Source organism: Micromonospora taraxaci, assembly GCF_007830095.1.
GTDB lineage: Bacteria > Actinomycetota > Actinomycetes > Mycobacteriales > Micromonosporaceae > Micromonospora > Micromonospora taraxaci.
On record NZ_VIWZ01000001.1, the window covers coordinates 1,284,547 to 1,310,329 of the forward strand.

At 71.4% G+C, this 25,783-nt stretch carries 20 protein-coding genes and 2 tRNA genes; 14 read left to right on the top strand and 8 right to left on the bottom strand.

The window, feature by feature from the left end:
• Window positions 1–59: 59 nt before the first annotated feature.
• On the top strand, window positions 60–1,346 hold the full coding sequence (locus FHU34_RS06130; RefSeq protein ID WP_244311565.1) for an MFS transporter: 1,287 nt from the start codon (window positions 60–62) through the stop codon (window positions 1,344–1,346).
• A gap of 89 nt (window positions 1,347–1,435) precedes the next feature.
• On the opposite strand, the gene FHU34_RS06135 is transcribed toward FHU34_RS06130, so the two are convergent.
• Complete coding sequence (locus tag FHU34_RS06135; protein ID WP_145779083.1) at window positions 1,436–1,678, bottom strand: mycoredoxin; 243 nt, start codon at window positions 1,676–1,678, stop codon at window positions 1,436–1,438.
• 92 nt (window positions 1,679–1,770) lie between these two features.
• Here FHU34_RS06135 and FHU34_RS06140 point away from each other — a divergent pair, with 92 nt between their 5' ends.
• From FHU34_RS06140 to FHU34_RS06150, 3 genes are all read left to right on the top strand, one after another.
• Window positions 1,771–3,933 (top strand): ATP-dependent DNA helicase UvrD2, encoded by a 2,163-nt coding sequence (locus FHU34_RS06140; RefSeq protein ID WP_145779084.1) that lies wholly within the window; start codon window positions 1,771–1,773, stop codon window positions 3,931–3,933.
• Between the two features lie 155 nt (window positions 3,934–4,088).
• Window positions 4,089–4,307: a hypothetical protein gene (locus FHU34_RS06145; protein WP_423438032.1), complete on the top strand. Its 219-nt coding sequence runs from the start codon at window positions 4,089–4,091 to the stop codon at window positions 4,305–4,307.
• A 129-nt stretch (window positions 4,308–4,436) separates the two neighbouring features.
• Entirely contained in the window at window positions 4,437–4,802 is a 366-nt protein-coding gene (locus tag FHU34_RS06150; RefSeq protein ID WP_145779086.1) for a WhiB family transcriptional regulator, read from the top strand.
• Window positions 4,803–5,095: 293 nt separating this feature from the next.
• Here FHU34_RS06150 and FHU34_RS06160 read toward each other — a convergent pair whose 3' ends face one another.
• From FHU34_RS06160 to FHU34_RS32845, 3 genes are all read right to left on the bottom strand, one after another.
• The gene (locus FHU34_RS06160; protein WP_145779088.1) at window positions 5,096–6,442 is read right to left on the bottom strand and encodes an ABC1 kinase family protein; all 1,347 of its coding nucleotides are present in this window, start codon (window positions 6,440–6,442) and stop codon (window positions 5,096–5,098) included.
• Complete coding sequence (locus tag FHU34_RS06165; protein ID WP_145779089.1) at window positions 6,439–7,551, bottom strand: hypothetical protein; 1,113 nt, start codon at window positions 7,549–7,551, stop codon at window positions 6,439–6,441. The genes FHU34_RS06160 and FHU34_RS06165 overlap by 4 nt, the downstream gene beginning before the upstream one ends.
• A gap of 209 nt (window positions 7,552–7,760) precedes the next feature.
• Window positions 7,761–7,931: a DUF5679 domain-containing protein gene (locus FHU34_RS32845; protein WP_167457767.1), complete on the bottom strand. Its 171-nt coding sequence runs from the start codon at window positions 7,929–7,931 to the stop codon at window positions 7,761–7,763.
• A 515-nt stretch (window positions 7,932–8,446) separates the two neighbouring features.
• On the opposite strand from FHU34_RS32845, the gene FHU34_RS06170 reads away from it, so the two are divergent.
• Both FHU34_RS06170 and FHU34_RS06175 read left to right on the top strand, forming a co-directional pair.
• Complete coding sequence (locus tag FHU34_RS06170) at window positions 8,447–8,977, top strand: M48 metallopeptidase family protein (protein ID WP_145779090.1); 531 nt, start codon at window positions 8,447–8,449, stop codon at window positions 8,975–8,977.
• A 169-nt stretch (window positions 8,978–9,146) separates the two neighbouring features.
• The gene (locus FHU34_RS06175; protein ID WP_145779091.1) at window positions 9,147–9,755 is read left to right on the top strand and encodes a glycosyltransferase family protein; all 609 of its coding nucleotides are present in this window, start codon (window positions 9,147–9,149) and stop codon (window positions 9,753–9,755) included.
• Window positions 9,756–10,012: 257 nt separating this feature from the next.
• On the opposite strand, the gene FHU34_RS06180 is transcribed toward FHU34_RS06175, so the two are convergent.
• Window positions 10,013–11,239, bottom strand: coding sequence for a zinc-dependent metalloprotease (locus tag FHU34_RS06180; protein ID WP_145785453.1), 1,227 nt, complete (start codon window positions 11,237–11,239; stop codon window positions 10,013–10,015).
• A 184-nt stretch (window positions 11,240–11,423) separates the two neighbouring features.
• Here FHU34_RS06180 and FHU34_RS06185 point away from each other — a divergent pair, with 184 nt between their 5' ends.
• The 6 genes from FHU34_RS06185 (at window position 11,424) to FHU34_RS06210 (ending at window position 17,524) form a co-directional block, all read left to right on the top strand.
• Complete coding sequence (locus tag FHU34_RS06185; protein ID WP_208744930.1) at window positions 11,424–12,437, top strand: YlbL family protein; 1,014 nt, start codon at window positions 11,424–11,426, stop codon at window positions 12,435–12,437.
• A 96-nt stretch (window positions 12,438–12,533) separates the two neighbouring features.
• Window positions 12,534–15,530: a UPF0182 family membrane protein gene (locus FHU34_RS06190; RefSeq protein WP_145779092.1), complete on the top strand. Its 2,997-nt coding sequence runs from the start codon at window positions 12,534–12,536 to the stop codon at window positions 15,528–15,530.
• Between the two features lie 189 nt (window positions 15,531–15,719).
• On the top strand, window positions 15,720–16,229 hold the full coding sequence (locus FHU34_RS06195; protein ID WP_145779093.1) for a SigE family RNA polymerase sigma factor: 510 nt from the start codon (window positions 15,720–15,722) through the stop codon (window positions 16,227–16,229).
• Between the two features lie 10 nt (window positions 16,230–16,239).
• Window positions 16,240–17,163 carry a hypothetical protein gene (locus FHU34_RS06200; protein ID WP_244312029.1) on the top strand — a complete coding sequence of 308 codons (924 nt, stop codon included), beginning with the start codon at window positions 16,240–16,242 and terminating at the stop codon, window positions 17,161–17,163.
• A 90-nt stretch (window positions 17,164–17,253) separates the two neighbouring features.
• Window positions 17,254–17,327, top strand: a tRNA-Met gene (locus tag FHU34_RS06205).
• Between the two features lie 123 nt (window positions 17,328–17,450).
• Window positions 17,451–17,524: transfer RNA gene (locus FHU34_RS06210), tRNA-Met, on the top strand.
• 107 nt (window positions 17,525–17,631) lie between these two features.
• Here the strand turns inward: FHU34_RS06210 and FHU34_RS06215 are convergent.
• On the bottom strand, window positions 17,632–21,402 hold the full coding sequence (locus FHU34_RS06215) for a S8 family serine peptidase (RefSeq protein WP_145779095.1): 3,771 nt from the start codon (window positions 21,400–21,402) through the stop codon (window positions 17,632–17,634).
• 144 nt (window positions 21,403–21,546) lie between these two features.
• Between FHU34_RS06215 and FHU34_RS06220 the strand changes: the two genes are divergently transcribed.
• On the top strand, window positions 21,547–21,795 hold the full coding sequence (locus FHU34_RS06220) for a hypothetical protein (protein ID WP_088950039.1): 249 nt from the start codon (window positions 21,547–21,549) through the stop codon (window positions 21,793–21,795).
• Between the two features lie 87 nt (window positions 21,796–21,882).
• Here FHU34_RS06220 and FHU34_RS06225 read toward each other — a convergent pair whose 3' ends face one another.
• Window positions 21,883–23,214: an ABC transporter substrate-binding protein gene (locus FHU34_RS06225; protein WP_244311566.1), complete on the bottom strand. Its 1,332-nt coding sequence runs from the start codon at window positions 23,212–23,214 to the stop codon at window positions 21,883–21,885.
• Window positions 23,215–23,353: 139 nt separating this feature from the next.
• Between FHU34_RS06225 and FHU34_RS06230 the strand changes: the two genes are divergently transcribed.
• Window positions 23,354–24,187 carry a phosphoribosylaminoimidazolesuccinocarboxamide synthase gene (locus FHU34_RS06230; RefSeq protein WP_145779097.1) on the top strand — a complete coding sequence of 278 codons (834 nt, stop codon included), beginning with the start codon at window positions 23,354–23,356 and terminating at the stop codon, window positions 24,185–24,187.
• Window positions 24,188–24,202: 15 nt separating this feature from the next.
• On the opposite strand, the gene glpK is transcribed toward FHU34_RS06230, so the two are convergent.
• Window positions 24,203–25,687, bottom strand: coding sequence for a glycerol kinase GlpK (gene glpK, locus FHU34_RS06235; protein ID WP_145779098.1), 1,485 nt, complete (start codon window positions 25,685–25,687; stop codon window positions 24,203–24,205).
• Between the last annotated feature and the right edge of the window lie 96 nt (window positions 25,688–25,783).

Sequence of the window (25,783 nt, forward strand, 5' to 3'; positions counted from 1 at the left end):
GCGGTCGCGGCCCGTCGACCTCGCCCGCCCTGGGCACGCCATCCCGCCGGAGGGACCCCATGCGCACCGTCCTGCGCCGACCCGACTTCCGCCTGCTCTTCGGCGGCCTGCTGGCCAGCATGACCGCCGAGTCGATCCTGCTGCTCGCGCTCGCCATCTGGGTCAAGGATCTGACCGGTTCGAGCGGGCTGGCCGGCGCGACCATCTTCGCCGTCATCGCGCCGATGATGCTGGCGCCGCTGGTCGGCTGGTTCGTCGACAGGTACCCGCGCCGGCCGTTCTTCGTGGCCGCGAACGTGGTCACCGCCGCCCTGCTCACCCCTCTGTTCACCGTCCGGGACGCGGGGGACGTCTGGGTCGTCTACCTGGTGGCCGCCCTGTACGGACTGTCGTCCATCACGCTCGGCGCGGCGCTCAGTGGCCTCATTCGGGAGTTGGTGCCGGTCGAGCTGCTGGCCGAGGCGAACGGCCTGTTGCAGACCGTACGCCAGGGGATGCGGTTGATCGGCCCGCTGGCCGGCGCGGCGCTCTACGCGGCGCTCGGCGGGTGGGCGTTGGCCGGGATCGGGACCGTCGGATTTCTGACCGCCGCGGCGGTGGTCACCGCCCTGCCCACTCCACGGCAGATGCCGCCGACCGTGCGGCTGCGCTGGCCGGCCGAGCTGGGCGCCGGTCTGCGGCACCTGGCCGGCGAGCCGGCCCTGCGTCGGGCCCTGCTCGGATACGGGCTGGGCTCACTGGTGATGGGCTTCAGCGAGTCGCTCATCTTCGCCTACGTCGACCAGGGGCTGAACCGGGATGCCGCGTTCGTCGGCGTGCTGGTCACCGTGCAGGGCGTGGGCGGGCTGCTCGGCGGGCTCTGCTCACCGGCGCTGATCCGCAGGCTCGGCGAGGTCGGCACGCTTGCCGCCGGTGTCGCCTTCTTCTCCCCGGCCGCGCTGGCGCTCGCGTACCCCGATATCCGGCTCGGGTTCGCGGCCGTGCTGCTGGCCGGCGTCTCGATCCCGCTGACGATGGTCGGGCTGCACACGCTGATCCAGCGTCGGACCCCGCCCGCGCTTGTCGGCCGGGTCGCCGCGGCCACCCAGGCGGTGGTCAGCGGGCCGCAGGCGTTCTCCATCGGCGTGGGTGCCCTGCTGGTCGGGTTCCTGGACTACCGGGTGCTGTTCGCGCTGGTCGGGCTGGCCACCCTGGTCGCCGGCACCTACCTCTGGCGGGGCCGGCACCTGAGCACCCCGACCGGCACCCGCCGACCGAAGCCGACCCGCCCGGTGCTCCCGGCGCCCCGCCGACCGGCTGAGGACGCCGCAAGCCGATCCGGTGCCCACCGGTCCTCGCCACGCTGACCCGTCCGAAGACCGCGCTGACCCGTCCGAAGACACGGCGAGCGGCCGCCCCGATTGGGGGCGGCCGCTCGCCGACGTGGGCTGACCAGTCAGGCGGTGAGGGACTCGAGGTGCTGCTTGACCTGGTTGATCGAGGGATTCGTCAGGGCGCTGCCGTCGTCGAAGCGCAGGGTCGGCACCGTCTGGTTGCCGCCGTTGACGCTCATCACGAACTCCGCGGCCTTCGGGTCCTGCTCGATGTCGACCACCTCGTAACCGATGCCCTCCCGGTCGAGCTGCGACTTCAGCCGGTGGCAGTAGCCGCACCAGGGGGTGGAATACATCGTCAACATCGTCGGATCCTCCAACTCCTCCGGCCCCGGCCTGCCGATCAAGCCGAGGCTGTTCGCTGCAACGCTGCGGGTAGCTGAGATGATTCCTGGTTGTGGTGGTTCACTCAGCGTCGGAACAGGTGCTCGCCGGGCTGGACCCGGAGCAACGCTCCGCCGTGACCGCTCCCGCCGGCCCGGTCTGCATCCTGGCCGGCGCGGGCACCGGCAAGACCCGGGCGATCACCTCCCGGATCGCCCACCGGGCACTCAGCGGTGAGATATCCCCCCGGCACGTCCTCGCGGTCACGTTCACCGCCCGCGCCGCCGCCGAGATGCGACACCGTCTCACTCTGCTCGGTGCGCAGGGTGTCCAGGCGCGGACGTTCCACGCGGCCGCGTTGCGGCAGGTGCGGTACTTCGCGCCCCGACTACTGGCCGGCCGCGCCATGCCCGAGCTGCTGGACAGCAAGGTGCGACTCGTCACCCTCGCCGCGGCCCGGGTCGGCCTGCGCGCCGACCGTGCCGCCGCCCGCGACCTGGCCGGCGAGATCGAGTGGGCGAAGTCGTCGCTGGTCGAGCCGGCGGACTACGTGGTGTCCGCCGCCCGGGCGTTGCGCGACACCCCGCACGAGCCGGCGAAGGTGGCCGACGTGTTCACCGCGTACGAGCAGCTCAAGCGTTCGAACGGCGTGATCGACTTCGAGGACATGCTGCGTGCCGCGGTGTGGGGCATCGAGGAGCACCCGGACGTCGGCGAGCAGGTACGTGGCCAGTACCGGCACTTCGTGGTCGACGAGTACCAGGACGTCAACCCACTCCAGCAGCGGCTGCTCGACGCCTGGCTCGGCGGTCGCGACGACCTGACAGTGGTCGGCGACGCCAGCCAGACGATCTACTCGTTCACCGGGGCGACCTCGGCGTACCTGGTCGACTTCCCGCGCCGGCACCGCAACGCCACAGTCGTGCGGCTGGTCCGTGACTACCGCTCCACCCCGCAGGTGGTCGGGCTCGCCAACGCGGTGATCTCCCAGGCCCGAGGCACCGAGGCGCGTCTGCGCCTGGAGTTGAGCGGGCAGCGCCCACCCGGCCCCGAACCGGACCTGCGGATCTTCACCGACGAGCCGGCCGAGGCGAACGCCGTTGCCGCCCGCTGCCGGGCGCTGATCGACGCGGGCACCCCGGCGAAGGAGATCGCCGTGCTGTTCCGGGTCAACGCGCAGTCCGAGGCGTACGAGAAGGCGCTCACCGAGGCCTCGGTGCCGTACGTCGTACAGGGCGCGGAGCGGTTCTTCGAGCGGGCCGAGGTGCGCCAGGCGATGGTCGCGTTGCGCGCCGCCACCCGGTCCATCCCCGGCGAGACGCCGCTGCCGACAGCCGTCGTCGAGGCGCTCACCGCGGTCGGCTGGTCCCCGGACGCGCCTCCGGCCGGCGGCGCCGCCCGCGAACGCTGGGAGGCGCTGTCCGCGCTGGTCCAGCTCTCCGAGGAGTACGCGGCCAGCCCCGAGGTGGTGCCGATCGGCGAGGCCGCGTCGGTGGAGCGTCAGGTCACCCTCTCCGACTTCACCGAGGAGTTGGCCCGCCGCGCCGCCCAGCAGCACGTACCGACGGTGGACGGGGTGACCCTCGCGTCGCTGCACTCGGCCAAGGGGCTGGAGTGGGACGCCGTGTTCCTGATCGGCCTCGCCGAGGGCACCCTGCCCACCACGTACGCCAAGACTGTCGAACAGGTCGAGGAGGAGCGTCGGCTGCTCTACGTCGGGATCACCCGTGCGCGGGAGTGGCTCTGGCTGTCGTACGCCGCCGCACGTTCGCCGGGCGGACGGGCCCGGCGGCCGTCGCGTTTCCTGCCCCAGTTGGACCGCTCCGGCGGCACCGAGCGGGCGGTGGGCGGCACCGGTCCGGCCCGCGCCGAACGGCGGCGGACCCAGATCGTCTCCTGCCGGATCTGTGGCGCCACCCTGCTCGCCGGCCCGGACCGCAAGCTGGGTCGCTGCCCCACCTGCCCGTCCGACATCGACGACGAGCTGCACGAACGGCTGCGCGAGTGGCGGCAGCGGGTGGCCGCGGCGCAGAAGGTGCCCGCGTACGTGGTCTTCACCGACGCGACGCTGATCGCGCTGGCCGAGCGGCGGCCCGGACGCTCCGAGGAGCTGATCGCCATCGCCGGCATCGGCCCCCGCAAACTGGGCCTTTACGGGGATTCGGTGCTGGCGCTGGTGGGGGGCGCGGGGGTGGACGACGTCTGCCCGGAGAAAACTTTCGAAATCTCGTCGTAAATTCGTTTGCCCTCGCCCCGGCGCGAGGAATAGCCTCAGGACACACCACGCGAGCGGCGCCATTCCGGCTGCTCACGGGGGTTGGTTCAGTCGAGTCGAGGAACGTGAGGGAGGTGGCACCCGTGAAGATCTTCACCTATGAGCGTCTGGCGGCGATGCCGTCTGTCCACGCTCCGCTGTCGGCTGTCCGGGTGGCCCTCACGGCCACCGCACGACCGTCGGTTCCGCAGGTGCACCAGGTTCAGGCCGAGCTGACCCTGACCGTCGCGCCCGTCGGAGTCGAGGGGACCAGTGGCTTCACGGGCAATGGCATCCGGGTCGCCAAGAAGCGCATGGATGTCCGCGGCGTTCCACCTCGAGGTAAACCGGTCTGACCATCAGACACCGGCTCACCTCGAGGCCGCGGAACCCGTAACCGGGATCCGCGGCCTCAATTTTTTGCCCGCCGTAAGTACGTCGGAATGCGATCCACGAGATCGAAGTGAGAGAGAGGTGACCGGGAGATGAGTCTGGCGTTGGCCCCCCTCGACATGAGCGTCGAGCTGGAGGCGAACCTGCCCTGCCGGAAGTTCGACCCCGACCTGTGGTTCTCGGACTCGCCCACCGAGCTCGAGCTGGCCAAGTCGCTCTGCGGGGACTGCCCGCTGCGCGTCGAGTGCCTGGCTGGAGCCGTTGAGCGAGCGGAGCCGTGGGGCGTCTGGGGCGGCGAGATCTTCGAGCGTGGCGCGGTCGTCCCGCGCAAGCGGCCCCGTGGCCGTCCGCGTAAGGAGGACGTCGCCCGTGACGCCGAGCTTCGGGTCGAGGCCGAGGCGCGACTGGCGGCCAGTGGGCTGTCCGAAGTGCGTGGCGCGGTCCGGCTGGCAGCCTGACATGTTCCCGATCCGTACCAACTACGCCGGTGTCACACCGGCAGTGAGAGAGAAGACGATGTTCAACGTCCCGAGTGGAGCCTTCGAGATGCAACTACTCAACGAAGCGTTGTCCCGGGCTCGAATGCGCCGGCCTCAGGCCGGTCGTACCACCACGAGCACTGAGGCAACCCGATCCGCCCGTACCGTCGCCATGAACAGCCGCAACCAGACGGCGCGCGACCTGGGCGTTCTCTAGTACCACCCCACGCAGAAGGGCGGGTGCCGACCGGCACCCGCCCTTCGTCACGTCGTCAGGCGACCGGCGCGAAGCCGGGCAGCCAGCGTTCCAGGATGCTGCGGTACGGGGCCCTCGCCTCCAACTGGCACAGCACACCGATCGATCCGAGCGTCACCCGGTGGATCAGTAGGTATGACGGCGGCAGGTTGAGCTGCCTGCTCAGCTGGTACGTGGGGGAGCGAGGGCTGGCCAGCCGGCCTGCTTCGGCCCGCAGCCACGCCCGGGTGAACCGGAACCCGTCCGCCGCGATGGGCTCCAGCATCGGACGGATGAAGTCGAGCACGCCCTCGGCGTCGATCTCCTCGGCGGAGCCGATGAAGCCCTCCGAACGAAGCCCCGCAACCACCTCGTCGGCGTCTCCGCGCAGGGCGGTCGCGGCGATGCGGCCGATCGGCTCCGGCGTGCCCTCCGGCATGCGGGCCACCGCACCGAAGTCGATCACCCCGAGTCGGCCGTCGGGCAGCAGCCGGAAGTTGCCCGGGTGCGGGTCGGCGTGCAGGAGCCCGGCACGCTGCGGCGCGGAGAGATGCAGGGTGGCCATCAACCGGCCCGCCTCGTCCCGCTCCTCCTCGGTGCCCTCACGGATGATGTCGGCCAGCGGGGTGCCCGTCACCCACTCGGTGACCAGCACCCGGGGTGCCGCGTTGACCACCTTCGGGATGTAGATCTCCGGGTCGTCGGCGTACGCGGCCGCGAAGGCGCGCTGCGACTCGGCCTCCAGCTCGTAGTCCAGTTCCTCGGTGATCCGCTCGCGCAGCTCCACCAGGAGCGGCTTGACGTCCAGGCCGGGTTGGATGGCCCGGAACATCCCGCCCAGGCGGGAGAGCTGCTTGAGGTCGCTGAGCAACGCCTCGCCGGCACCCGGATATTGGATCTTGACGGCGACGTCGCGGCTGTTCGGCACCCCCGACTCGTCGAACCCCGGCTCCCGCCACCGCGCCCGGTGCACCTGGCCGATGCTGGCGGCGGCGGCCGGGGTGTCGTTGAACTCGACGAACAGGTCCCGCCAGTCGGGGCCGAGCTGCTCGGCGAGCACCTTGTGCACGCTGGCCGCCGGCAGCGGTGGCGCTGCCTCCTGGAGCTTCGTGAGTGCCTGGCGGTAGGGCGCGGCGATCTCCTCCGGCAGCGCCGCCTCGAAGACCGACAGCGCCTGGCCGAACTTCATCGCCCCGCCCTTGAGCTGGCCCAACACGCTGAACAGCTGCTCGGCGGTGCGCTGCTGGATCTCCGCGGAGATCACGTCGGAGGCGAGCCCGGTGACGCGCTTTCCCATGCCGAGGACCGTCCGGCCGGCGAAGCCGAGCGGTAGGGCGGCGAGCTTGGCGGTGCGGGACACGGCGCGGCGCGGGATGTCGGTCACACGGTCATTGTTACCGACTGGAGGGCTCCGCTGCTGGTCTGCGGCCGGGCTGGTGCGGACACCCGGCCCCGCGAGCACCCACACGCCGGATGTGGCGGCCACCCTCGACGGCGGAAACCACCCGCACCGGTGATCTCCATGGCGGCACCCAGCGTCTCGGGCTGACCGCCGTCGAGCTGCGTCAGCGCCTCGGCCAGCGCGTACCCGACGGCGGCGAACAACGTGCTGGTTGCGCCGGCGGCGACCGGATCGGTGCCGGCGAGCTGAGCGGCGAGCCGCGGCCAGTCCGGGTCGCGGTCGGCCCGGTGCAGCTCCACGCAGTGCAGGCAGGGCCCGGCGGGTGGGCGGACCAGCGGCCCGATGACCGGTACGCCCTCGCGAAGGGTGACCAGCAGATGTGCCTGCCGCCGCTGGGCGTGGCCGGCGGCGAGCAGCGCGGGTGGCCGGTCCGTGCCGAGTTGGATCACCAGGTCCACCCGGCCGCCCCGGACCGGACGGGTGCCGGTGCCCGGCGCGACGCGGTCGACAGCGGCGCGCACCGCCGGTGCCAGCGGGTGGCCCAGCTCGACGGTAGGGATGCCGGTGCCGACCAGGTCGACGGGGCGTACCGGGCCGGTGAGCTGGGGGATCACCTGTCCGACGCCGGCCTGGGCCAGCGCCACCGCCAACGGCGCACCGAGCGCCCCGGCACCGGTGAGCGCCACCCGGGCGGTCCGCCGCCGACGCAAAACCTGTGCGGGGGTGCCGGGCAGCCGGGCAGCGGTCAGGGCCAGGGCACCGGCCTCCGCCGTCAGCCGGGCACGAACCGGGCCGGCGAGGTCACGGGGGAGCAGGCTGTGCGCGGGCACCAGCAGGCCGGCCGTACGCAGGGCGTCGAGCAGCGTACGCGCCTCGTGGGCGGTGACCTGGACGGTGGCCGCCTGCGCCAGCACGGTGCGCTCGCTGCGGGTGCCGTCGATCAGGTCGAGCAGGTGGGCGGCTCGGGGGTTGGCCAGCTCGAGCAGCACGGCAAGCCCCGGCCCGACGCCGAGCTGGAGGGTGTGCCGGTCCCGCCAGAGTCGGTTGAGGCCGGGCAGCAGTGTGGGGCGGGGCAGTGGGGTGCGGCTCATGGTCGCTGATCGTGACCGCATCTTCGCGTTCGGTCGATCGTTGTCCACAGGTGCCCGGCCCTCTGTCCAGGGTTATCCACAGGCTCCGCCGGGTTTTCCACAGCCCGCCGGGACGGCTGTCAGTCACCCGACACACGAATGTGGGCACCCCCGGACGGCAACGGGGGCGGGGCGGCCGTCAGCCACCCCGCCCCCGTCAGCCGTGCGGGTCAGACCTTGGCCTTACCCAGGATGCGGTTCACTGTTGTCCCGCACACCGGACACTTGCCCTTGGCCATGTTCATTCCGGTCTTCGAGACCTCGACGTGCCCCTCGAAGTCCCGCTTCTCCTTGCACTTCACGCAGTAACCGTTGTAGGTCGTCTGGGCCTGGTCGGCCACGGTGCCCTCCTCGTCTCGTCCGCCGGTCGATGCCGTCCCGGCGGGGGTGCCCGGCGGCGGGCCACACGGGGCGCCGGCGCTGGGTCTCACTCCGCGGCCACCTTCGTGACCGCTGGTTCGCGGACCCTACCCAGGTCTGGGCAGTTCCATGTCAGCTGTGCATCGACACTGTGAGCAAGTCGACGTCGAGAGTGTGCATGGCGAAATAGGTCGGATAAGTCAGTTTGGCGGGGACACGCCGACCAAACCCTCACAGCCACCCGTGCGGGTGCCCCCCAAGGCCGAATCGAGGACGGTGATCACCTACGGTGAGAAGGCGTCGCGTACGGCCGCTATCGGCGTTCACGAAGGGTGACGAGATGGCTCGATGACGTCGCTGTCAAGAAATTTTCCGGACTCCTGGCGACCAATCACCACTTTCTGGGCGCGTGTCGCGCGGTTGACTCTTGCGGACCCCTGGTCAGTACGCATTAGCTTTCCTTCGTGACACGTAGCCGAGGCTGCGCGGGCCAGTGATGGCGGGGACGCGCAAGCCGGTCGTCGAAGTGCGGCGCAGCCAGCGCCGACGACGCACGGTGTCCGCGTACCGTGACGGTGAGCGCGTGGTCGTCCTCATCCCGGACCAGTTCTCCCGCGCCGAGGAGAGCGAATGGGTCGACCGGATGCTCGCCCGGCTCGCCGCCCGGGAGGGGCGCCTGGCCCGCTCGGACGCCGAGCTGCTGGCGCGGGCCACCCGGCTCATCGACCTCCACCTCGCCGAGTACGCCTCGAAGGCGGTGCCGGCCAGCGTCCGCTGGGTCACCAACCAGAACGGTCGGTGGGGGTCCTGCACGCCCGCCGACCGCAGCATCCGGATTTCGCACCGTGTCCAGGAGATGCCCGACTGGGTGATCGACTACGTGCTGCTGCACGAGTTGACGCACCTCATCGTGCCCAGCCACAACGCCCGCTTCTGGGCGCTGGTCGGCCGCTACCCCAGGGCGGAGCGCGCGCGGGGCTACCTCGAAGGTGTGGCCGCCGCCTCCTGCGCTCCCGTCTCCACCTGACCCGTCCCGCAGGCCCCGTCCCCGTGCGGCCCGCTGACGCCTGATCCCTTTTGATCGACTCCAGATCGCCGACATGGGGGCATCCGGCGTCGCGGACACCCCCAGGTCGCCAATCTGGAGCGGGTCGGCGGGCTCGGGTTGCGGTCGGAGTACGCGCTAGGGTCGGCAGGTGGCACGACGGGTGGTAGTGGCGTTGCTCGGGCCGGTCCAGTGGTCGCCGCCGGGCGTCGACTTGGCGGAGTGGCGGGCGGCTCTCGCGGAAGACGTCATCGACCTGCTCGCCACGCTCAACGAGGTGGAGATCGCGGTCGCGGTCACCCCGGCCGACCGGGCCCTGGCCGACGCGTTGGTCTGGCCCGGGACGACCGTGTACGAGGTGGCCGAGCCGACGCCGAACGCGGTGTTCGCCGCGCTGGAGGGCTACGACCAGGCGGCGGTGCTGGTCGGCGATGTGCCGGACCTGCCCGCACTGACCGTCGGCAAGCTGCTGCGGCCGCTCACCACCCGACCCGTGGCGGTGGCCCCGGTCGACGGCGGTGGCCCGGGTCTGCTCGGTGTGGCAGTGCGGCTGCCCGTGCCGGGCTGGGTGCCCACGCTGGACCTGGACACGGCGACGCCGGCGGACGTGCGATCCGGTGCCCCCCGACCTGGGGACGTCGCGGTCACCGCCGGTTGGCGACGGCTGCGCGGCCCGGCCGACCTGGCCACGCTGGACCCGGCCTTCGAAGGGTGGGAGGCGACCCGCGCTTTGCTCTCCGGCTCAGGCCGCCCCGCCTGACACTCACCAGCCAGCCAACCCTCGGCAAGCCTGGACGAAGCTGGCCCGCCATGTCGATGTGCTGGTGAGCGCGATACCTCAGAGGCATGAATATGACTCTCAGGTATACCTGTCATCACCCCGTCCGCCCCCGACGGAGGTGACCGACGGTCACCGCCGGCCGTGGCTGCGTTCAGACCTAGAAGGCGACGTGCGACCCGGGTGCCCGCCAGAACGCGCGGACGCCCGGGTCGACGCTCAGGCGTCAGGGCTCAGGCTCACGCCTTGGTGTCGCCGTCGCTGTCGCCGTTGGTCTCGTCGGGCTTGCCGGGGGCCTTCTCCTCGACCCCACCGGGTGCGGTGAAGTCGAAGCTGTCCAGCTCGCTCAGATCCATGTCGTTCATGGCGAAGGCGACCGGGTCGGCGAAGTCGTCGTCCGAGGGGAGCAGGTCCGGGTGCCCCCAGACGGCGTCGCGACCCTCGATGCCGCGGTGCTGGGTGAGCGCGGCCCACAGCGCGGCGGCCTCGCGGAGCCGGCGCGGGCGCAACTCCAGGCCGACGAGCGCCGCGAAGGTCTGCTCGGCGGGCCCGCCGGCAGCCCGGCGACGGCGGAAGGCCTCGCCCAGCCGGACGACGTTGGGCAGCCGGTCGCTGGCGGCGCTGTCCACGACGTGGCACACCCAGCCCTCGACCAGGGCGAGCGCGGTCTCCAGTCGGGCCAGCGAGGCCTTCTGAGCGGGGCTGTCCTCCGGAGTGAAGATCCCCTCCAGGGCGATCGCCTGCATCGACTCCGGGTCGGTCGGGTCGACCCGGCCCATCGCCTCCTCGATCGCCTCCCGGTTGACCCGGATGCCCGAGGCGTACATCTCGACCGCGCTGAGCACGTGGCCGCGCAGCCACGGGACGTGCTGGAAGAGCCGCTGGTGGGCGGCCTCACGCAACGCCACGTAGAGGCGGACCTCGTCCTCGGGAAGCTCCAGGCCCTCGCCGTACGCCCGGATGTTGGCCGGGATCAGCGCGGCCGTGCCGGCCGGGCCGAGCGGCAGCCCGATGTCGCCTGCGGAGAGGACCTCCGCGGCGAGCGAACCGAGGGCCTGCCCGAGCTGGCCGCCGAAGAGCGCGCCACCGAGGGTGGCCACCATCGACTGCATCGGGCCGAGCTGCGCGCGGGCCTCGGGCGGCACCAGGTCGCCCATCGCGCCGACCATCCGGCTGGCGACCGGGTCGCAGAGCTTGCGCCACACGTCCAGCGTCTTGAAGATCCACTCATTGCGGTTCCAGGCGACCGGCGACTGGATGCCCGACGGCCACGCCGAGGCCGGCTCCAACCACAGGTCGGCCAGGCGCAACGCCTCCTCGACCGCGTTGCGCTCATATGGTGACACCGCCGGGTCGCCGGCGGCCGCGAGCTGGCTGGCCGCTACCTGCCGGGCCAGGTCCCAGTTGACCGGTCCGCTGCCCGGCGAGGAGAGCAGGTGCTGCATCTGCGACATGAACTGCTGCATCTGCGCGGGATCGTTGGGGTCTGGTGGTTGCCCACCCGGGAGCGCGAAGCCGAACGGAATATCAGGCACGACGTCTACGGTACGCGGGCCGCGCCCCTGGTAGCCGCCGCTGGCGTTGCGCTGAGGGCGAAGTCGCGTGGCGCATCCGGCGGGCGGCGCCCGACCGGTCGGTACGCTCTGCGGCATGAGACGTCGTGGCCTGACGGTCCTGCTCGGTGCCCTGTTCACCGCCCTGCTGAGCATCGGGGTGCTCCGGGTGCCGATCCCGTACGTGGTGCTCGGGCCCGGTCCGACGGTCAACACCCTGGGCACGGCCGACGGCAAGGAGGTCATCCAGGTCTCCGGGCGGGAGACCTCGACCTCGGCCGGGCAGCTGCGGCTGACCACGGTGGGTGTGCAGCCCACGGTGCGGCTGCGGGGAGCGATCGCGGGTTGGTTCTCGGACGACGAGGCGGTGGTGCCGCGGGAGCTGGTCTATCCGCCCGGGGAGTCGACGGAGCAGGTCGAGCAGCGTAACGCCGAGGACTTCAAGGCGTCGCAGACCAGCGCGGAGACCGCCGCGCTGCGGGAGTTGGGCTTCCCGGTGCAGGTGGTCATCAAGACGGTGTCCGGGGACGGTCCGGCCGCCGGGGCGCTGAAGGCCGGCGACGTGATCACCTCGGTCGACGGTCAGCCGGTGCCGGTGGCCGCGAAGGTCACCGAGCTGGTCCGGGCCAAGCCCGTCGGCACGGCGTTGACCATCGGCTACACCCGCGACGGCGTACCGGCCACCGTCTCGGTGACGAGCCGGGAGCAGGACGGCCGACCGCGCATCGGTGTCGAGATCGACCAGCAGCAGCCGCACCCGTTCACGCTCGGCATCGACCTGGGGGACATCGGCGGCCCGAGCGCCGGTCTGATGTTCGCCCTGGGGATCGTGGACAAGTTGACCCCGGCGGATCTCACCGGTGGCCAGGTCATCGCCGGCACCGGCACCATCGACGACGAGGGCGCGGTCGGCCCGATCGGTGGGATCGCCCAGAAGCTGGTCGGCGCGAAGCGGGCCGGGGCGAAGGTGTTCCTGGTGCCGGCGGACAACTGCGCCGAGGCGGTCCGCAATCCCCAGCCAGATCTGCCGCTGTTGCGGGTGGGCTCGCTGGACGAGGCATTGACCGCTCTAAAGACATTGCGTGGGGGCGGCCAGCCGACCCGTTGCTGACCGACGTGACCGTGCCCCGACACGTTCAGGATCACCCCGTACTCTGGGTGCCTGGTCGGAGCCGATCACATCGAGCGTGCGGAGCCAACAGTGGTCATGCGTAGCAGCAGCCCCCTTCCGAGGATGAGCCGGCGCGGGCGCGTCACCATCGCCGTCCTGGTCGGGGTGTTCGTGCTCTTCACCCTGCTCGGGTGGGGTGTCCAGGCGTGGACCGACTGGCTGTGGTTCGACGAGGTCCGCTACACCGAGGTCTTCACCGGAGTCCTGCTCACCCGGCTGGTGCTGTTCCTCGCCGTCGGGCTCGGCATGGCGGTGATCGTCGGCGGCAACCTGTGGCTGGCCCACCGGTTGCGTCCGCGGCTGCGCCCGCACTCGGTGGAGCAGGCCACCCTGGAGCGTTACCGGATGGTGCTCAGCCCGCGGCTCGGCACCTGGATCGCGTTGACCGCCGCGGTGGTCGGGCTCTTCGCCGGCCTCTCCGCGCAGAACCGGTGGAACCAGTGGATGCTCTTCCGCAACGGCGGTGACTTCGGGATCAAGGACCCGGAGTTCGGGGTGGACATCGGCTTCTACGTCTTCCAGTTGCCGTTCTGGCGTTACCTGCTCGGCGTCGCCTTCACCGCTGTCGTGCTGGCGGTGATCGGCGCGCTGGCGGTGCACTACCTGTTCGGCGGGGTTCGCCTCCAGGGCGTCGGGGACCGGATGAGCAACGCCGCCCGCGCGCACCTGAGCAGCCTGGTCGCGGTCTTCGTGTTGTTGAAGGCCATCGCGTACGTGCTGGACCGGCGGGCGATGCTGCTGGAGTACAACGAGGGCGTCAAGCTGTACGGCGCCGGCTACGCCGACGTCAACGCGCTGCTGCCGGCGAAGGAGATCCTGGCCTACATCTCGATCGTGGTGGCGATCGCGATCATCGTCTTCTCCAACGCCTGGATGCGGAACCTGGTCTGGCCGGGCATCTCGCTGGCGCTGCTCGGCGTCTCCGCGGTGGCCATCGGCGGCATCTACCCCTGGGCGGTGCAGACCTTCGAGGTCAAGCCGAGCGCGAAGGACAAGGAAGCGCCGTACATCCAGCGCAGCATCGACGCGACGCGGGCGGCGTTCGGGCTGGGGGTCACCGAGACGACCCCGTACGCGGCGAACAACCTCACCCCACCGGCGAGCCTGGTCACCGACACATCGGTGGTGCCGAACGTGCGGCTGCTCGACCCGCAGCTGGTCAGCGAGACGTACACCCAGCTCCAGCAGGTGCGCGGCTTCTACGACTTCGGCCCCAAGCTGGACATCGACAGGTACGGGGTGAACGGCAAGGTCTCCGACTACGTCGTCGGCGTCCGGGAGATCAACTACGGCGAGCTGACCGATCAGCAGAACACCTGGATCAACCGGCACACCGTCTACACCCACGGGTACGGGCTGGTGGCCGCACCGGCCAACCAGGTGGTCTGCGGCGGGCAGCCGTTCTTCGTCTCCGGCTTCCTCGGCGAGAAGACCCAGGAGGCGTGCTCCTCGCAGACCGAGCAGATCACGGCCAAGCAGCCGCGGATCTACTACGGCGAGCGGATGGCGCCGGACGACTACGCGATCGTCGGGCAGTCCGACCCGAACAAGAAGGCCGAGTTCGACAGGCCGGTCGGTGAGGGCGGCGGCGAGTCCTACACCTACACCGGCGAGGGCGGTGTCGAGATCGGCTCCTTCACCCGGCGCCTGCTGTACGCCATCAAGGAGCAGGAGTCGAACTTCCTGCTCTCCGAGGCGGTCAACAAGGACTCCAAGCTGCTCTACGTGCGCAACCCCCGGGACCGGGTGGAGAAGGTCGCGCCGTTCCTCACCCTGGACGGCGACCCGTACCCGGCGGTGGTGGACGGTCGGGTGCAGTGGATCGTCGACGGTTACACCACGGCGGCCAGCTACCCGTACGCCGAGCGGGTCAACCTGCAGACCGAGACGACCGACGAGTTGACCAACCGGGGCACGTTCCAGCTGGCCCGGGAGAACGTGAACTACATGCGTAACTCGGTGAAGGCGACGGTCGACGCGTACGACGGCACCGTCAAGCTCTACGAGTACGACGACACCGACCCGGTGCTCAAGGCCTGGAACAAGGCGTTCGGCGGTGACCTGATCCAGCCGAAGGCGGACATCCCGGTGGAGCTGAACGAGCATTTCCGCTACCCGGCGGACATGTTCAAGGTCCAGCGCAACCTGCTCACCAAGTTCCACGTGACCAACCCGGGTGACTTCTACTCGGCACAGGACTTCTGGCAGGTGCCCAATGTGCCGGACGCTCCGGACAGCGGCCAGAAGCAGCCGCCGTACTACCTGTTCACCCAGTTCCCGGGGCAGGAGAGCCCCCGGTTCCAGCTCACCTCGGCGGTCACCCCGAACGGCCGGCAGAACCTCGCCGCGCTGATCTCCGGGTCGTACGTCGACGGGAAGCCTCGACTGGAGGTGCTGGAGTTGCCGGACCAGACCCGGATCTCCGGCCCGGTCCAGGTGCACCAGCAGATGACCAACAACGCGAACATTCGCCAGCAGCTCAACCTGCTGTCCAGCAACCAGGCGCAGGTGCAGTACGGCAACCTGCTCTCGTTGCCCTTCGCCGACGGCATGCTCTACGTCGAGCCGGTCTACGTGAAGAGCAACCAGCAGGACGCGTACCCGCTGTTGCAGAAGGTGCTGCTCTCGTACGGTGACGGTGGCTCCTTCGTGGCGCTCGCCGACAACATCAACGACGGCATCAAGCAGTTGGTCGAGCAGGGTAAGAAGGCCGGGCAGGGCGCCCCGCCGACTCCGCCGCCCGGGGGCAACCCGACGAGCCCGACGCCGACGCCCACGCCCAGCGGGACCGCGACGCCGACTCCGACGCCCACGCCGAGCGCCGGCACCCCGCCGCCGACCGGTGACCTGGCCGCCGCGGCGGACCGGGTGCAGAGCGCGATCAGCGAGGTACGGGCGGCACAGACGTCCGGTGACTTCGAGCGGTACGGGCGTGCGCTGAAGGCCCTGGACGAGGCGCTCACCGCGTTCCAGCAGGCGCAGCAGGCCGCCGGCACTGCCAGTGGTGGCCCCTCGCCGAGCGCCGGCGGCTGATCCACCGCCTACGGGAGTACGTCTCGGAGCCCTCGTCGTCGGACCGCAACGGTCCGGACGGCGGGGGCTCCGTCGTGTCCGGAGACGCGCCCCACCTGTCGCCTCGCCGACAGCTGCCGCAAGCCCGCAACCTGGGACAACGTTCCACCGTCCTCATTTGCAACGGGGTGGGGATGAGGGGGAGCAGCCGTGAGGGATGCGCAGAGCTTCGACGACTTCTACCGCAGCACCGCGCGGCGGATGGTGCGGTACGGCTACGCGGTCGCCGGTGACCACAACGAGGCGCAGGATCTGGTGCAGGAGGCGTACACCCGGGCCTGGCGACAGTGGGGGCGGTTGTCCGAGCATCCCGCGCCGGAGGCCTGGCTGCGGTTGGTGGTGGCCCGGTTGGCGACCGATCGTTGGCGGCGTCTGCGCACCCTGCGCGGCGCGCTGCGGATCGCCGGGCCCCCGCAGCCGGTAGCGCCGCCCAACGAGGACAGCGTGTTGCTGGTCCAGGCGCTGCGTCAGGTGCCGGCGACCCACCGGCAGGCGTTGGCTCTGCACTACCTGTTCGACATGCCGGTCGACGAGATCGCCCGCGAGGTGGGCGTACCCGTCGGCACTGTGAAGTCCTGGCTCTCCCGCGGCCGGTCCCGACTCGCCGCCCTGCTGCCCGATCTCGCCGACGTGGAACTGGAGGCCAGCGATGTCGCGTGAACTGTCAGAGATGTATCGGTCCCTCGCCGCCGACGCGGACACCCGTGCGCTGGTCGTCCCGGACGTGCTCCGGCACCAGGCCGACCGTCGGGCCCGTCTCCGTGCGACAGGTGGCGCCCTGGCCGTGGCGTTGGTGGCGGGCGGCGTGGTCGTCGGCAGCCAGGTGGTTGCCGTCCCGGCGACGAGGACCGTACCCCCGCCGGCCGGCACGCCGACGGTTCCATCGCCCCCGATCTCGCCGACGCCGGACGTGACAGCCGCTCCGCCGTCACCGTCGGTCCCGCCGGCGGCGCCGAGCCGCCCCTCGGGTACGACGTCGGCGTCGCCGCGGGTCACCAGCGCGGCGCCACCTCGTACACCGACCAGCATCCCGGATCGGGCGTTCTTCGCGCTCGCGCCGGCCAACCAGACCGGCATCGCGCCCGAATTCCGGGACCTGGCCGCCCTGCCGGGCCTGTGTGGTGCACGTGTTTCGAGCGAGGCGGTGGTGCAGCGCCGAACCCGGCTCCTGATCTACAAGCTGCCGCAGAACCCCGGTGAGGGGTACGTCCCGGACGGCACCTACGCGCACTCCATCACCATCTATCGGGCCGGGCGCGCCGATGACGTGCTGGACGAGCTGCGGGAGGCGGTGCGGAACTGCCCCGAGCAGAAGTGGCCGGGCAGCGAAGCGCCGTCGCGGAGCACGCAGCGGCTGCTCGCCGACAGGGGGTACGGCGACGAGTCGGTGCTGTTCGAGGTGCGCAGCCCAGGTCAGGACATCAACGGCGATCCGACCGGTGTGGAGGACGTGCGGCTGGTCCGGGCGATCCGGATCGGCGACGTGGTGACAATTCTCTGGGAGCAGGGTTGGGAGAACACCTCCAGCCAGCGGGCCCAGGTCGACGCGGACAGTCGCCGCGCGGTCGCCGCCATCCGAGCCTGGCTCGACTGACGTCGGTGCGGCCGGCCGGGAAGCTCCCTCGGCGGATTCGGATGTCGTTTTGCGGGGCCCGGGGGTGGTGCGCTACGGTTATCGAGCCGACGCGGGGTGGAGCAGCTCGGTAGCTCGCTGGGCTCATAACCCAGAGGTCGCAGGTTCAAATCCTGTCCCCGCTACGAACGAAAGCCCGTCTCCGGTTCACCGGAGACGGGCTTTCACCGTTTCGGGCATCGCGAAGCGGCGGTCGGCGACCCCCGCTGATCATCGACTGCGCGGATGGGCTAGTCTTAACAGGCCGACGCGGGGTGGAGCAGCTCGGTAGCTCGCTGGGCTCATAACCCAGAGGTCGCAGGTTCAAATCCTGTCCCCGCTACAACTGATAAAAGCCCGACCCCCACCTGGGGGTCGGGCTTTTTGGTGCCGCCTGCAGGCAGGACCGCGAAGGGGCCGGTGCCAGCGCTGGCACCGGCCCCCCGCGTCCTACCGAAGGCCGAAGGCCCGCGTGACGGTCTGGGTGACGCCGCCACCGTTGCGCTGGTCGGCGGTGACCCGGATCGACACGAAGTCGGCCCGGGGCGGCGCGTTCAGCGACACCTGCCAGGTGCCCTTCTTCTCCTTCATGCCCTGCCGCTGCCAGGTCTTCCCGTCGTCGTAGGAGACCTCCAGTAGGAGCGAGGACACCCCGTCCCGGGCCGCGGTGCTGCCCACCACGACTGGCGTGATCGAGAAGTCGCTGCCGCGCTTCGCCCGACCCGCAACGTCCACGTCCGTTCCGTAGTCCAGTTGGACCAGCGGGATGGCCTGCACCTCTTCGCTGCCGCCGGAGATGAAGCGCCACTCGGTGTGCGTGGCCGTGGAGTACGGGCTGAACTCCGGCTTGCCGGTGGTCTCGACGACCAGCCGGTACGGCAGTTTCTCCAGCGGCAGGTCACCCGCGCCGATCTCCGGCCAGCCGTCGAACCGGGTCAGCTGCTTGTCGCCCTGGTAGAACGTGGCGACCTGGGACATGCTGGCCCCGCCGCTGTGCGCGGCCCCCGCATCGCCGAACCCCTGGATGTAGGCGCTCATGGCGGTCTCACCGCGGAACGGGATCTCGGTGCTCAGCATCCGTGGCCGGGTGATGGGCCCGAACCAGCGGTCCTTCTGCACGCTGCCCGGCCGGTAGGCGATCGCCTCCGTGTTGGACCGCGCCCAGTCGGCGACGTCGGCGTACTGCATCCACTTCACGCCGTCGCCCGCGGAGACCCAGTCGGTACGCGGACCCGGCGCCACCGGCTGGAACGGGAACGAGCGCGCCGCCCCGTACTCGTACGGCGGGAAGTCCACCCGGCCCTCGCTGGACTGCTTCCCCGGGGGAGGGGAGAAGGTGAGATCGATCCGTGCGAGGTCGCGGGGATCGGTCTTGGCGGAGGGATCCGCGGGCACCCCGCCACGGTGGTAGTCGACCAGGTCGTACAGGTACTTCGCGGAGGGGTGGGCCACGACGGCCAGCCGTACCGGTTTGCGGCCGGCGGTGATCTTCTGGATCAACGCCTCGCCCTGGTCCATGGTCACCGAGGCGACCGGGATCTGACCGGTCGTCACGCCGTCGGGGTTGCCGTACCAGTCACTCTTGCGGCCGGCGCGGTCGTTGACCACGAGGAGCATCGCCGCGCCGGCGGCGTACGCCGCCGCTGCCTGGTCGGTGGGGGGCACCGAGTCGGTGCCGCGTACGACCACGGCCCTGCCCCGGGCGGGCACACCGGCGTAGTCGGCAGTCGCGCCGACGCCCGCGAAGACGGCGTCCAGGCGCGACGTGCCGTCGGGCAGTGCCGGCGAGCCAGGCTGCACGAGGGGGTCACCGAGGCGGCGGCCGTCGTAGCTGATGGCCAGCGGCGTCTGCGCGGCGCGGAACCGGGTGGTCAGGACGAAGCTGCCCTTCTTGACCTTGCCCTTGGTCGGGAGCGCCCACAGGCTGTCATAGGTGGCGCCGGGCCAGAAACTCTCCTTCAGGGCACTCCAGTCCGTGGGGGTCGGCTCGGCGGAGGTGAAGGACCGGTAGATGTCGATCCTCGTGTTGACGACGGCAGTCGGCTGCGGTGTCGCCACCTTCACCTGACGGGCCCGTGCCGCGTCGAGTTCCACGACCCGGTCGGCCGTCAGGTCGACCTCGGGGGCGGTCAGCATCGCGAGGCCGAGGGAGTCGGGCCCGTTCACACCCTCCACGTCGGGCGTGGCGACGACGGTGTAGGAGCCGGGGGCCATGCGGCTGGTGAGCTTTCCGTCCGGAACCCACATGAACGTACGGCCCGTCTCGGCGTTGACGACCTCGACCTCACCGCTCACGGGTCGACCGGCGCGGTCCTTCAGGTGGATGGTGAGGTCGTACTTCTTGGACTCGACGGCGACCCCGACGGCCGTGTGTACCTCCCCGGTCGGGGAGCGGGCCGTGACCTGGGCGGAGTACCGCCCCGGCGCAAGACCTTCCGGGTCCACCACGACGTCGACGGTGGAGGTGCCGTGAGCGGGCACGGTGACGCTGTCGGCCGCCGCCGTGAACGTCCGTGCGGAGGAGGCCCCGTGCTCGACGGCGAGAGCCAGGGTGACCGGAGCGGCGGTGGTGTTGGTGTAGGTGATCTTCCTGGTGATCGGCTGTGGTGAGGTGCCGGGGGCCCACCGGACGAGGCCGGCGTCCACCGAGCCGGTCGCGACGACCTGGTCCTGGTGGTAGGCGGCGGCCACGTTCAGTCGACCACTGCCGGCCTGGTACGCGGTGTAGTCGGGGGTGCGGACGCTGGTGCTCATCAGCGCGTCCTTGATCTGCCGCGCGCTCCAGGTCGGGTGCTTCTGCACCAGCAGGGCAGCCGCCCCGGCGACGTGCGGCGCGGCCATCGAGGTGCCACTGTCCAGGCGGTAGTAGCCCTCGCCCCACGGGATGTGCTGCGAGCGCGCTGCCAGCACGTCCACACCGGGAGCGGTCATGTCGGGCTTGAGTGCCTCGTCGTTGGCGCGCGGCCCGACGCTGGAGAAGTCGGCCAGGTGGTCGGAGGTGTCCACCGCGCCGATGGTGAGCGCGGCGTCGGCGGTGCCCGGGGCGCCGAGGGTGTACGGGTCGGGGCCGCTGTTGCCGGCGGAGACGACGAAGAGTGCGCCCGTCTCGGCGGTCAGCTGGTTCACGGCCTGGCTCAGTGGGTCGTCCTGCGTGTGCCACGCGCTGACGCCGAGGCTCATGTTGATCACCTTGGCGCGCTCGGTCCGCGCTGCCCACTCCATGCCCGCGATGATCCCCGAGATCGAGCCGCTTCCGTTCTCGTCGAGGACCTTGCCGACCACCAGGTCGGCGTCGGGAGCGACGCCCCGTTCCTTGCCGTCCGAGGCGGCGCCGGTTCCGGCGACGGTGGAGGCGGTGTGGGTGCCGTGCCCGTTGTGGTCGATGACGTCCTGGCCCGGAATGAAGCTCCGGGACGCCACCACCTGGTCCACGAGGTCCGGGTGGGTGGTGTCCACGCCGCTGTCCAGGACGGCGACCCGCACACCGCTGCCGGTGCCTCCGGCCGCCCAGGCCGCCGGGGCGCCGACCTGCGCTGTGGTGTCGGCGAGGGCGGCCTTCGCCTTGCCGTCGAGCCACACCTTGTCGACGCCCGCCGAGAAGGAGGGGACCGAGGTGGCGGCGCGGCGGGCGGCCGTTGACTGTCCACCGCCGGTGAGCGCCGACCAGAAGTCCGCCGCCTGCGACCGGCGGGTGCGGATCGCCTCGCCGCGGACCGAGGGAAGCTCCAGCGTGGTCTGCGCGCCCGGCAGCGTGGCGCTGGTCCGGCGGGTGGCCGAGTCCGCGGCGCGGGTGACGATCAGGGGAAGTTCGCTGGTCCGCGCGTCGTCGAAGCCCTGCGCGATCAGTTGGGTGACGTCGAAGAGTTGCTTGTCGAGTCGGCCGGTCGCGAGGTAGGGCATCGCCTCGTCGGGGTACACATAGGTGTCCCCGCCTTCGGTGGCGACCCGCACGGCGCCGGTGGCGCCGGGCGGGCGTGTGACGTCCACCGAGGGGGTCGCGCCGTTGACGCCCGGGGTCACCGTCACCCGGTCGCCGGTGATCAGCGTGACCGTGACAGGTGCGCGGTGTGCGGTGCCGGTGGCAGCGGGTGTCGCCGGTGGCGGTGGGGCGCCGTGTGCCGCCGTCGGAGTGAGGAGAGCGGCGACGAGGGTGACGCCTACCGCTGCCGCCGCGGATCTTCGGGTGCGAGAGATCCGCGCACTGTTCACAGAGTTGACCATGGATGAGATCCGATCACCTCCGGAGATTCATGTAAAGATCATCATCGTTGCCGGGGCGTTGCGGAAACGTTGCCCGCGATCTCGGTCCCGTGATTCGGCGTGGACCGACGTGCCGAGGTTGCGCCCTTCGGCGAGGATGGGCACATGTCTTCATTCGGTAAGTGGTGGGGCCGGCTCAGCGCGGTCCTCGGTGGGGCCGTGCTGGCGGTCTTCGTGCCCGTCGCGGCCTGGGCGTCCACGGGCACCGGCGAGCTGGTGGTGGAGGCCGCCCGGCGGCGGGGCCGCAGCGGCTTCGGGATCCTCCCGCTGCTCTGCTGCCTGGTGGTGGTGGCGATCGTCGTGTTCCTGGTGCTGCGTCTCATGCGCAACCGCCGGGGCGGTCCGCCCCGCTGACCCACCCGCCTCGGGCGACGCCAGGTTCCGGGCGGCCGGCCTCAGGGCCGGCCGCCGGTGCTCACACCGCAGGCCGGCCGCCGGTGCTCACACCGCGAGGGCCGCGATGGCCCCGGACAGGAAACGCGCTGTGGCCTCCCGGGTGCCGTCCCGCCTGACGCGGATGCGCTCGGCGGCGGTGACCAGCAGGGTACGCACCTTGGCGTGCCCCTGGGGCGGTGGCGCCGGCGCCGGCCCGAGCAGGTCGGCGATGCTGGCGCCGAACGCCGCGGCGCGTCGCTGGGCCGGGTCGGTGATGCTGCCCTCGGCGTAGCTGCGGACGGCGAGGCTGGCGCTCAGCCCACGCTCGTGGCCCAGGACGGTGCCGGCCTCGCCGTTCGTGGTGAGGAAATTGATCACGTCGACGACGGCGTCCGGGTGGCGGGTGCCGCGGAACGCGGCCCAGTACATCGACGCCCGCGCCCACTGCGCGCCGGGTGCCCCCGGCAGGCCGGTCAGGCCCAGCTCGGCGTCGGTGAGTCGTTGAAGCTCCGGCAGCTGATGGGACCAGGCGAAGGACGCGGCGGTCAGCCCGGTGACCACCGGTTGCCGACCCGGCTCCGCGCTGTCCGCCTGCTCGACCAACGCCCCGCCCGGTGTGGCCCGCGCGGCGCGGGCCCGCTGCCACAGCTCGAACCACGCGATCAGTTCGTCCGCGCCGAAACCGATCTGGTTGCCCCGGTAGAACTCACCGCCCTGCGATCGCAGCCAGAGCCAGAGCGCCCGGTAGTCGCCGGACGCGTCCATCGTGCCGGCCACCTGGCCGTCGCTGGCGTCGGTGACCTGCTCCGCCCAGGAGAAGTACTCGGCCCAGGTCATCCCGCCGCGTGGCTCCGGCACCTTCAAGTCCCGCAGCAGGTCCCGGTTGAAGACCACGCCCACGTGGGTCTGCCCGCTGGCCACCGCCATCGTGCGCCCCTCGACGGTGCCGTAGCGGATCAGCCCCTCCGGCAGGCCCCGCAGGTCGAGGTGGTGATCGGCCACCCGGTCGCTGAGATCGAGGATGATCCGGCGTTGGGCGTACTCGGTCAGCATCGCGTCGTCGATCTGGATCAGGTCGGGTACGTTCCCACCCGCCGCCTGGGTGGCCAGGCGGTCGTAGTAGCCGTCGGCGCCCTGCCAGGTGACCCGGAAGGTGACCCGGGGGTTGCGATCCGAGTAGAGCCGCAGCACCTTCTCGGTGATCTCGGCCCGCTTGGCGGTGCCCCACCAGAAGACCGACAGCTCGACCGGCCCGTCCTGGGTCGAGGTGGTGGCGCCGTCGCTGCATCCGGCGAGCCCACTTGACGCGAGCAGGGGAGCGCCGAGCAGCGCGCCGAGCAGTCGGCGTCGGCCCGGGTCGGCGCCGAGGCGGTCGATCGGGGGTCGTACAACGGGCACGGGGGTCTCCTGGACCTGCGAGGGCAGCGGTCGGACCATTCACGCAGGCAGCGCACGAGGGTGTCAACGTCCGTCCGGTCACCCCCTCGCGCTGGTGGTCGAATCGGGCTGACCGACGCCGCATGGTGTACTAGGGCGCGTGGAACTTCTGCACTCGGGCAAGGTCCGGGACGTCTACGCCGACGGCGACGACCTGATCCTGGTGGCCTCGGACCGCATCTCGATCTACGACGTGGCGCTGCCGACGCCGATCCCGGACAAGGGTCGCCTGCTCACCGCCCTTTCGCTCTGGTGGTTCGAGCAGCTCGCCGACCTGGTGCCGAACCACGTCATCTCGGCCACCGACGTGCCCGCCGAGTTCGCCGGGCGGGCGATCCGCTGCCAGCGGTTGGACATGGTCCCGGTCGAGTGCGTCGCCCGCGGCTACCTCACCGGCGGCGGGCTGCGGGAGTACGAGCAGACCGGTGCGGTCTCCGGCGTACGTCTGCCGCGCGGGCTCGCCGAGGCGTCGATCCTGCCCGAGCCGATCTTCACGCCGTCGAGCAAGGCGCCGGCGGGGGAGCACGACGAGCCGATCACGTACGACGACGTGGTGGCGAAGGTGGGCGAGGCCACCGCCGAGCGACTGCGGCAGATCACCCTCGACATCTACCGGCGCGGCGCCGAACTGGCCGCCGACCGGGGCGTCCTGATCGCCGACACCAAGATCGAGTTGGGCTGGGCGCCGGACGGCACCCTGGTCCTCGCCGACGAGCTGCTCACCTCCGACTCGTCGCGGTTCTGGCCGGCCGAGTCGTACCAGCCGGGCCGGGTGCAGTTCTCCTACGACAAGCAGTACGTGCGGGACTGGGCCACCGGCAGCGGCTGGGACAAGCAGGCCCCGGCCCCGGACGTGCCGGACGAGGTGGTCGAGGCGACCCGGGCCCGCTACGTCGACGTCTACGAGAAGCTCACCGGCAACCGCTGGGAGTGACCCCCGGGCCGGGGATCACTCCACCCAGTCCAGGGTGCGCTGCACGGCCTTCCGCCACTGGCCCAGCTCCCGGTCCCGCAGCTCCGGCGTCATCGTCGACTCCCACTGCGCGTCGGAGCGCCACTGTGCCCGCAGGGTGGCCAGGTCGGGCCAGAAGCCGACCGCCAGACCAGCCGCGTACGCGGCGCCCAGGCAGGTGGTCTCGGTGATCCGGGACCGGACCACCGGCACGTCGAGGACGTCGGCGAGGAACTGCATGAGCAGCCCGTTGGCGGTCATGCCACCGTCCACCCGCAGCCGGCGCAACGCCACGTCGGAGTCGGAGTCCATCGCGTCGACCACCTCGCGGGTCTGCCAGGCCGATGCCTCCAGCGCGGCCCGCGCCAGGTGCCCCTTGGTGATGTATCCGGTGAGGCCGGCGATCACGCCACGGGCGTCGCTGCGCCAGTGCGGGGCGAACAGCCCGGAGAACGCGGGCACCACGTAGCAGCCGCCGTTGTCGTCAACGGTGCGCGCCAACTCCTCCACCTCGGCGGCGCTGGAGATCAGCCCGAGGTTGTCCCGCAGCCACTGCACCAGCGAACCGGTGACGGCGATCGCGCCCTCCAGGGCGTACGCCGGGGGTTGGTCCTTGATCCGGTAGGCGACCGTGGTGAGCAGGCCGTGCGTCGACGGGACCGGAGTGGCACCGGTGTTGAGCAGCAGGAAGCTGCCGGTGCCGTAGGTGCACTTCGCCTCGCCCGGCTGGAAGCAGGTCTGCCCGAACAGGGCGGCCTGCTGGTCGCCGAGCGCGCTGGCCACCGGCACCCCGGCGAGAACGCCGGTGGCGTGGCCGTACACCTCGGCGGAGCAGCGGATCTCGGGCAGCATCGCTGCCGGGACACCCATCGCGTCCAGGAGGTCCGGGGCCCAGTCGAGGGTGGTGAGGTCCATCAGCATCGTCCGGCTGGCGTTCGTCACGTCGGTGACGTGTTCGCCGGTCAGCTTCCAGATCAGCCAGCTGTCCATGGTGCCGAAGAGGACCTCGCCGCGCTCGGCGCGTTCGCGCAGACCGTCGACCTCGTCCAGCAGCCACCGCAGCTTCGGCCCGGCGAAGTAGGTCGCCAGCGGCAGGCCGGTGCGGGCTCGGAACCGCTCCTCGCCGTACGCCGAGGCCAGGTCGCGCAGCAGCGGCCCGGTGCGGGTGTCCTGCCAGACGATGGCGTTGGCCACCGGGCGGCCGGTGGACCGGTCCCAGACGACGGTGGTCTCCCGCTGGTTGGTGATGCCGATGGCCGCCAGGCCGGCCGCGTCGGTGCCGGCGGCCCGCAGCGCCTCGGAGACGACCTGCTGGACGTTGTCCCAGATCTCCTCGGCGTCGTGCTCCACCCAGCCGGGCCGGGGAAAGATCTGCCGGTGTTCGCGCTGCGCGACGGCGACGATCTCCCCCGCGTGGTCGAAGACGATGCACCGCGAGGAGGTGGTGCCCTGGTCGATGGCGGCGACGTACTGGGGGGTCACCGCAGCACCGTACCCGGACCGACGGCGTGGTGCGAGCTGCGTCACTCCCGGTTGTGGCCCGCTGCCGTCCGCCGCCCTCCGCGTCCCCTACGATGT

What these genes read in the sequence shown, in the direction of transcription:
- FHU34_RS06130 (WP_244311565.1), top strand. Translation starts at nt 60, where the DNA reads ATGCGCACCGTCCTGCGCCGACCCGACTTCCGCCTGCTCTTCGGCGGC.
- FHU34_RS06150 (WP_145779086.1), top strand. Translation starts at nt 4,437, where the DNA reads ATGAGTCTGGCGTTGGCCCCCCTCGACATGAGCGTCGAGCTGGAGGCG.
- FHU34_RS06180 (WP_145785453.1), bottom strand. Translation starts at nt 11,239, where the DNA reads ATGCAGCAGTTCATGTCGCAGATGCAGCACCTGCTCTCCTCGCCGGGC.
- FHU34_RS06200 (WP_244312029.1), top strand. Translation starts at nt 16,240, where the DNA reads ATGTATCGGTCCCTCGCCGCCGACGCGGACACCCGTGCGCTGGTCGTC.
- FHU34_RS06170 (WP_145779090.1), top strand. Translation starts at nt 8,447, where the DNA reads ATGGCGGGGACGCGCAAGCCGGTCGTCGAAGTGCGGCGCAGCCAGCGC.
- FHU34_RS06185 (WP_208744930.1), top strand. Translation starts at nt 11,424, where the DNA reads ATGAGACGTCGTGGCCTGACGGTCCTGCTCGGTGCCCTGTTCACCGCC.
- FHU34_RS06165 (WP_145779089.1), bottom strand. Translation starts at nt 7,551, where the DNA reads ATGAGCCGCACCCCACTGCCCCGCCCCACACTGCTGCCCGGCCTCAAC.
- FHU34_RS06190 (WP_145779092.1), top strand. Translation starts at nt 12,534, where the DNA reads ATGCGTAGCAGCAGCCCCCTTCCGAGGATGAGCCGGCGCGGGCGCGTC.
- FHU34_RS06215 (WP_145779095.1), bottom strand. Translation starts at nt 21,402, where the DNA reads ATGGTCAACTCTGTGAACAGTGCGCGGATCTCTCGCACCCGAAGATCC.
- FHU34_RS06135 (WP_145779083.1), bottom strand. Translation starts at nt 1,678, where the DNA reads ATGTTGACGATGTATTCCACCCCCTGGTGCGGCTACTGCCACCGGCTG.
- FHU34_RS06220 (WP_088950039.1), top strand. Translation starts at nt 21,547, where the DNA reads ATGTCTTCATTCGGTAAGTGGTGGGGCCGGCTCAGCGCGGTCCTCGGT.
- FHU34_RS06145 (WP_423438032.1), top strand. Translation starts at nt 4,089, where the DNA reads ATGCCGTCTGTCCACGCTCCGCTGTCGGCTGTCCGGGTGGCCCTCACG.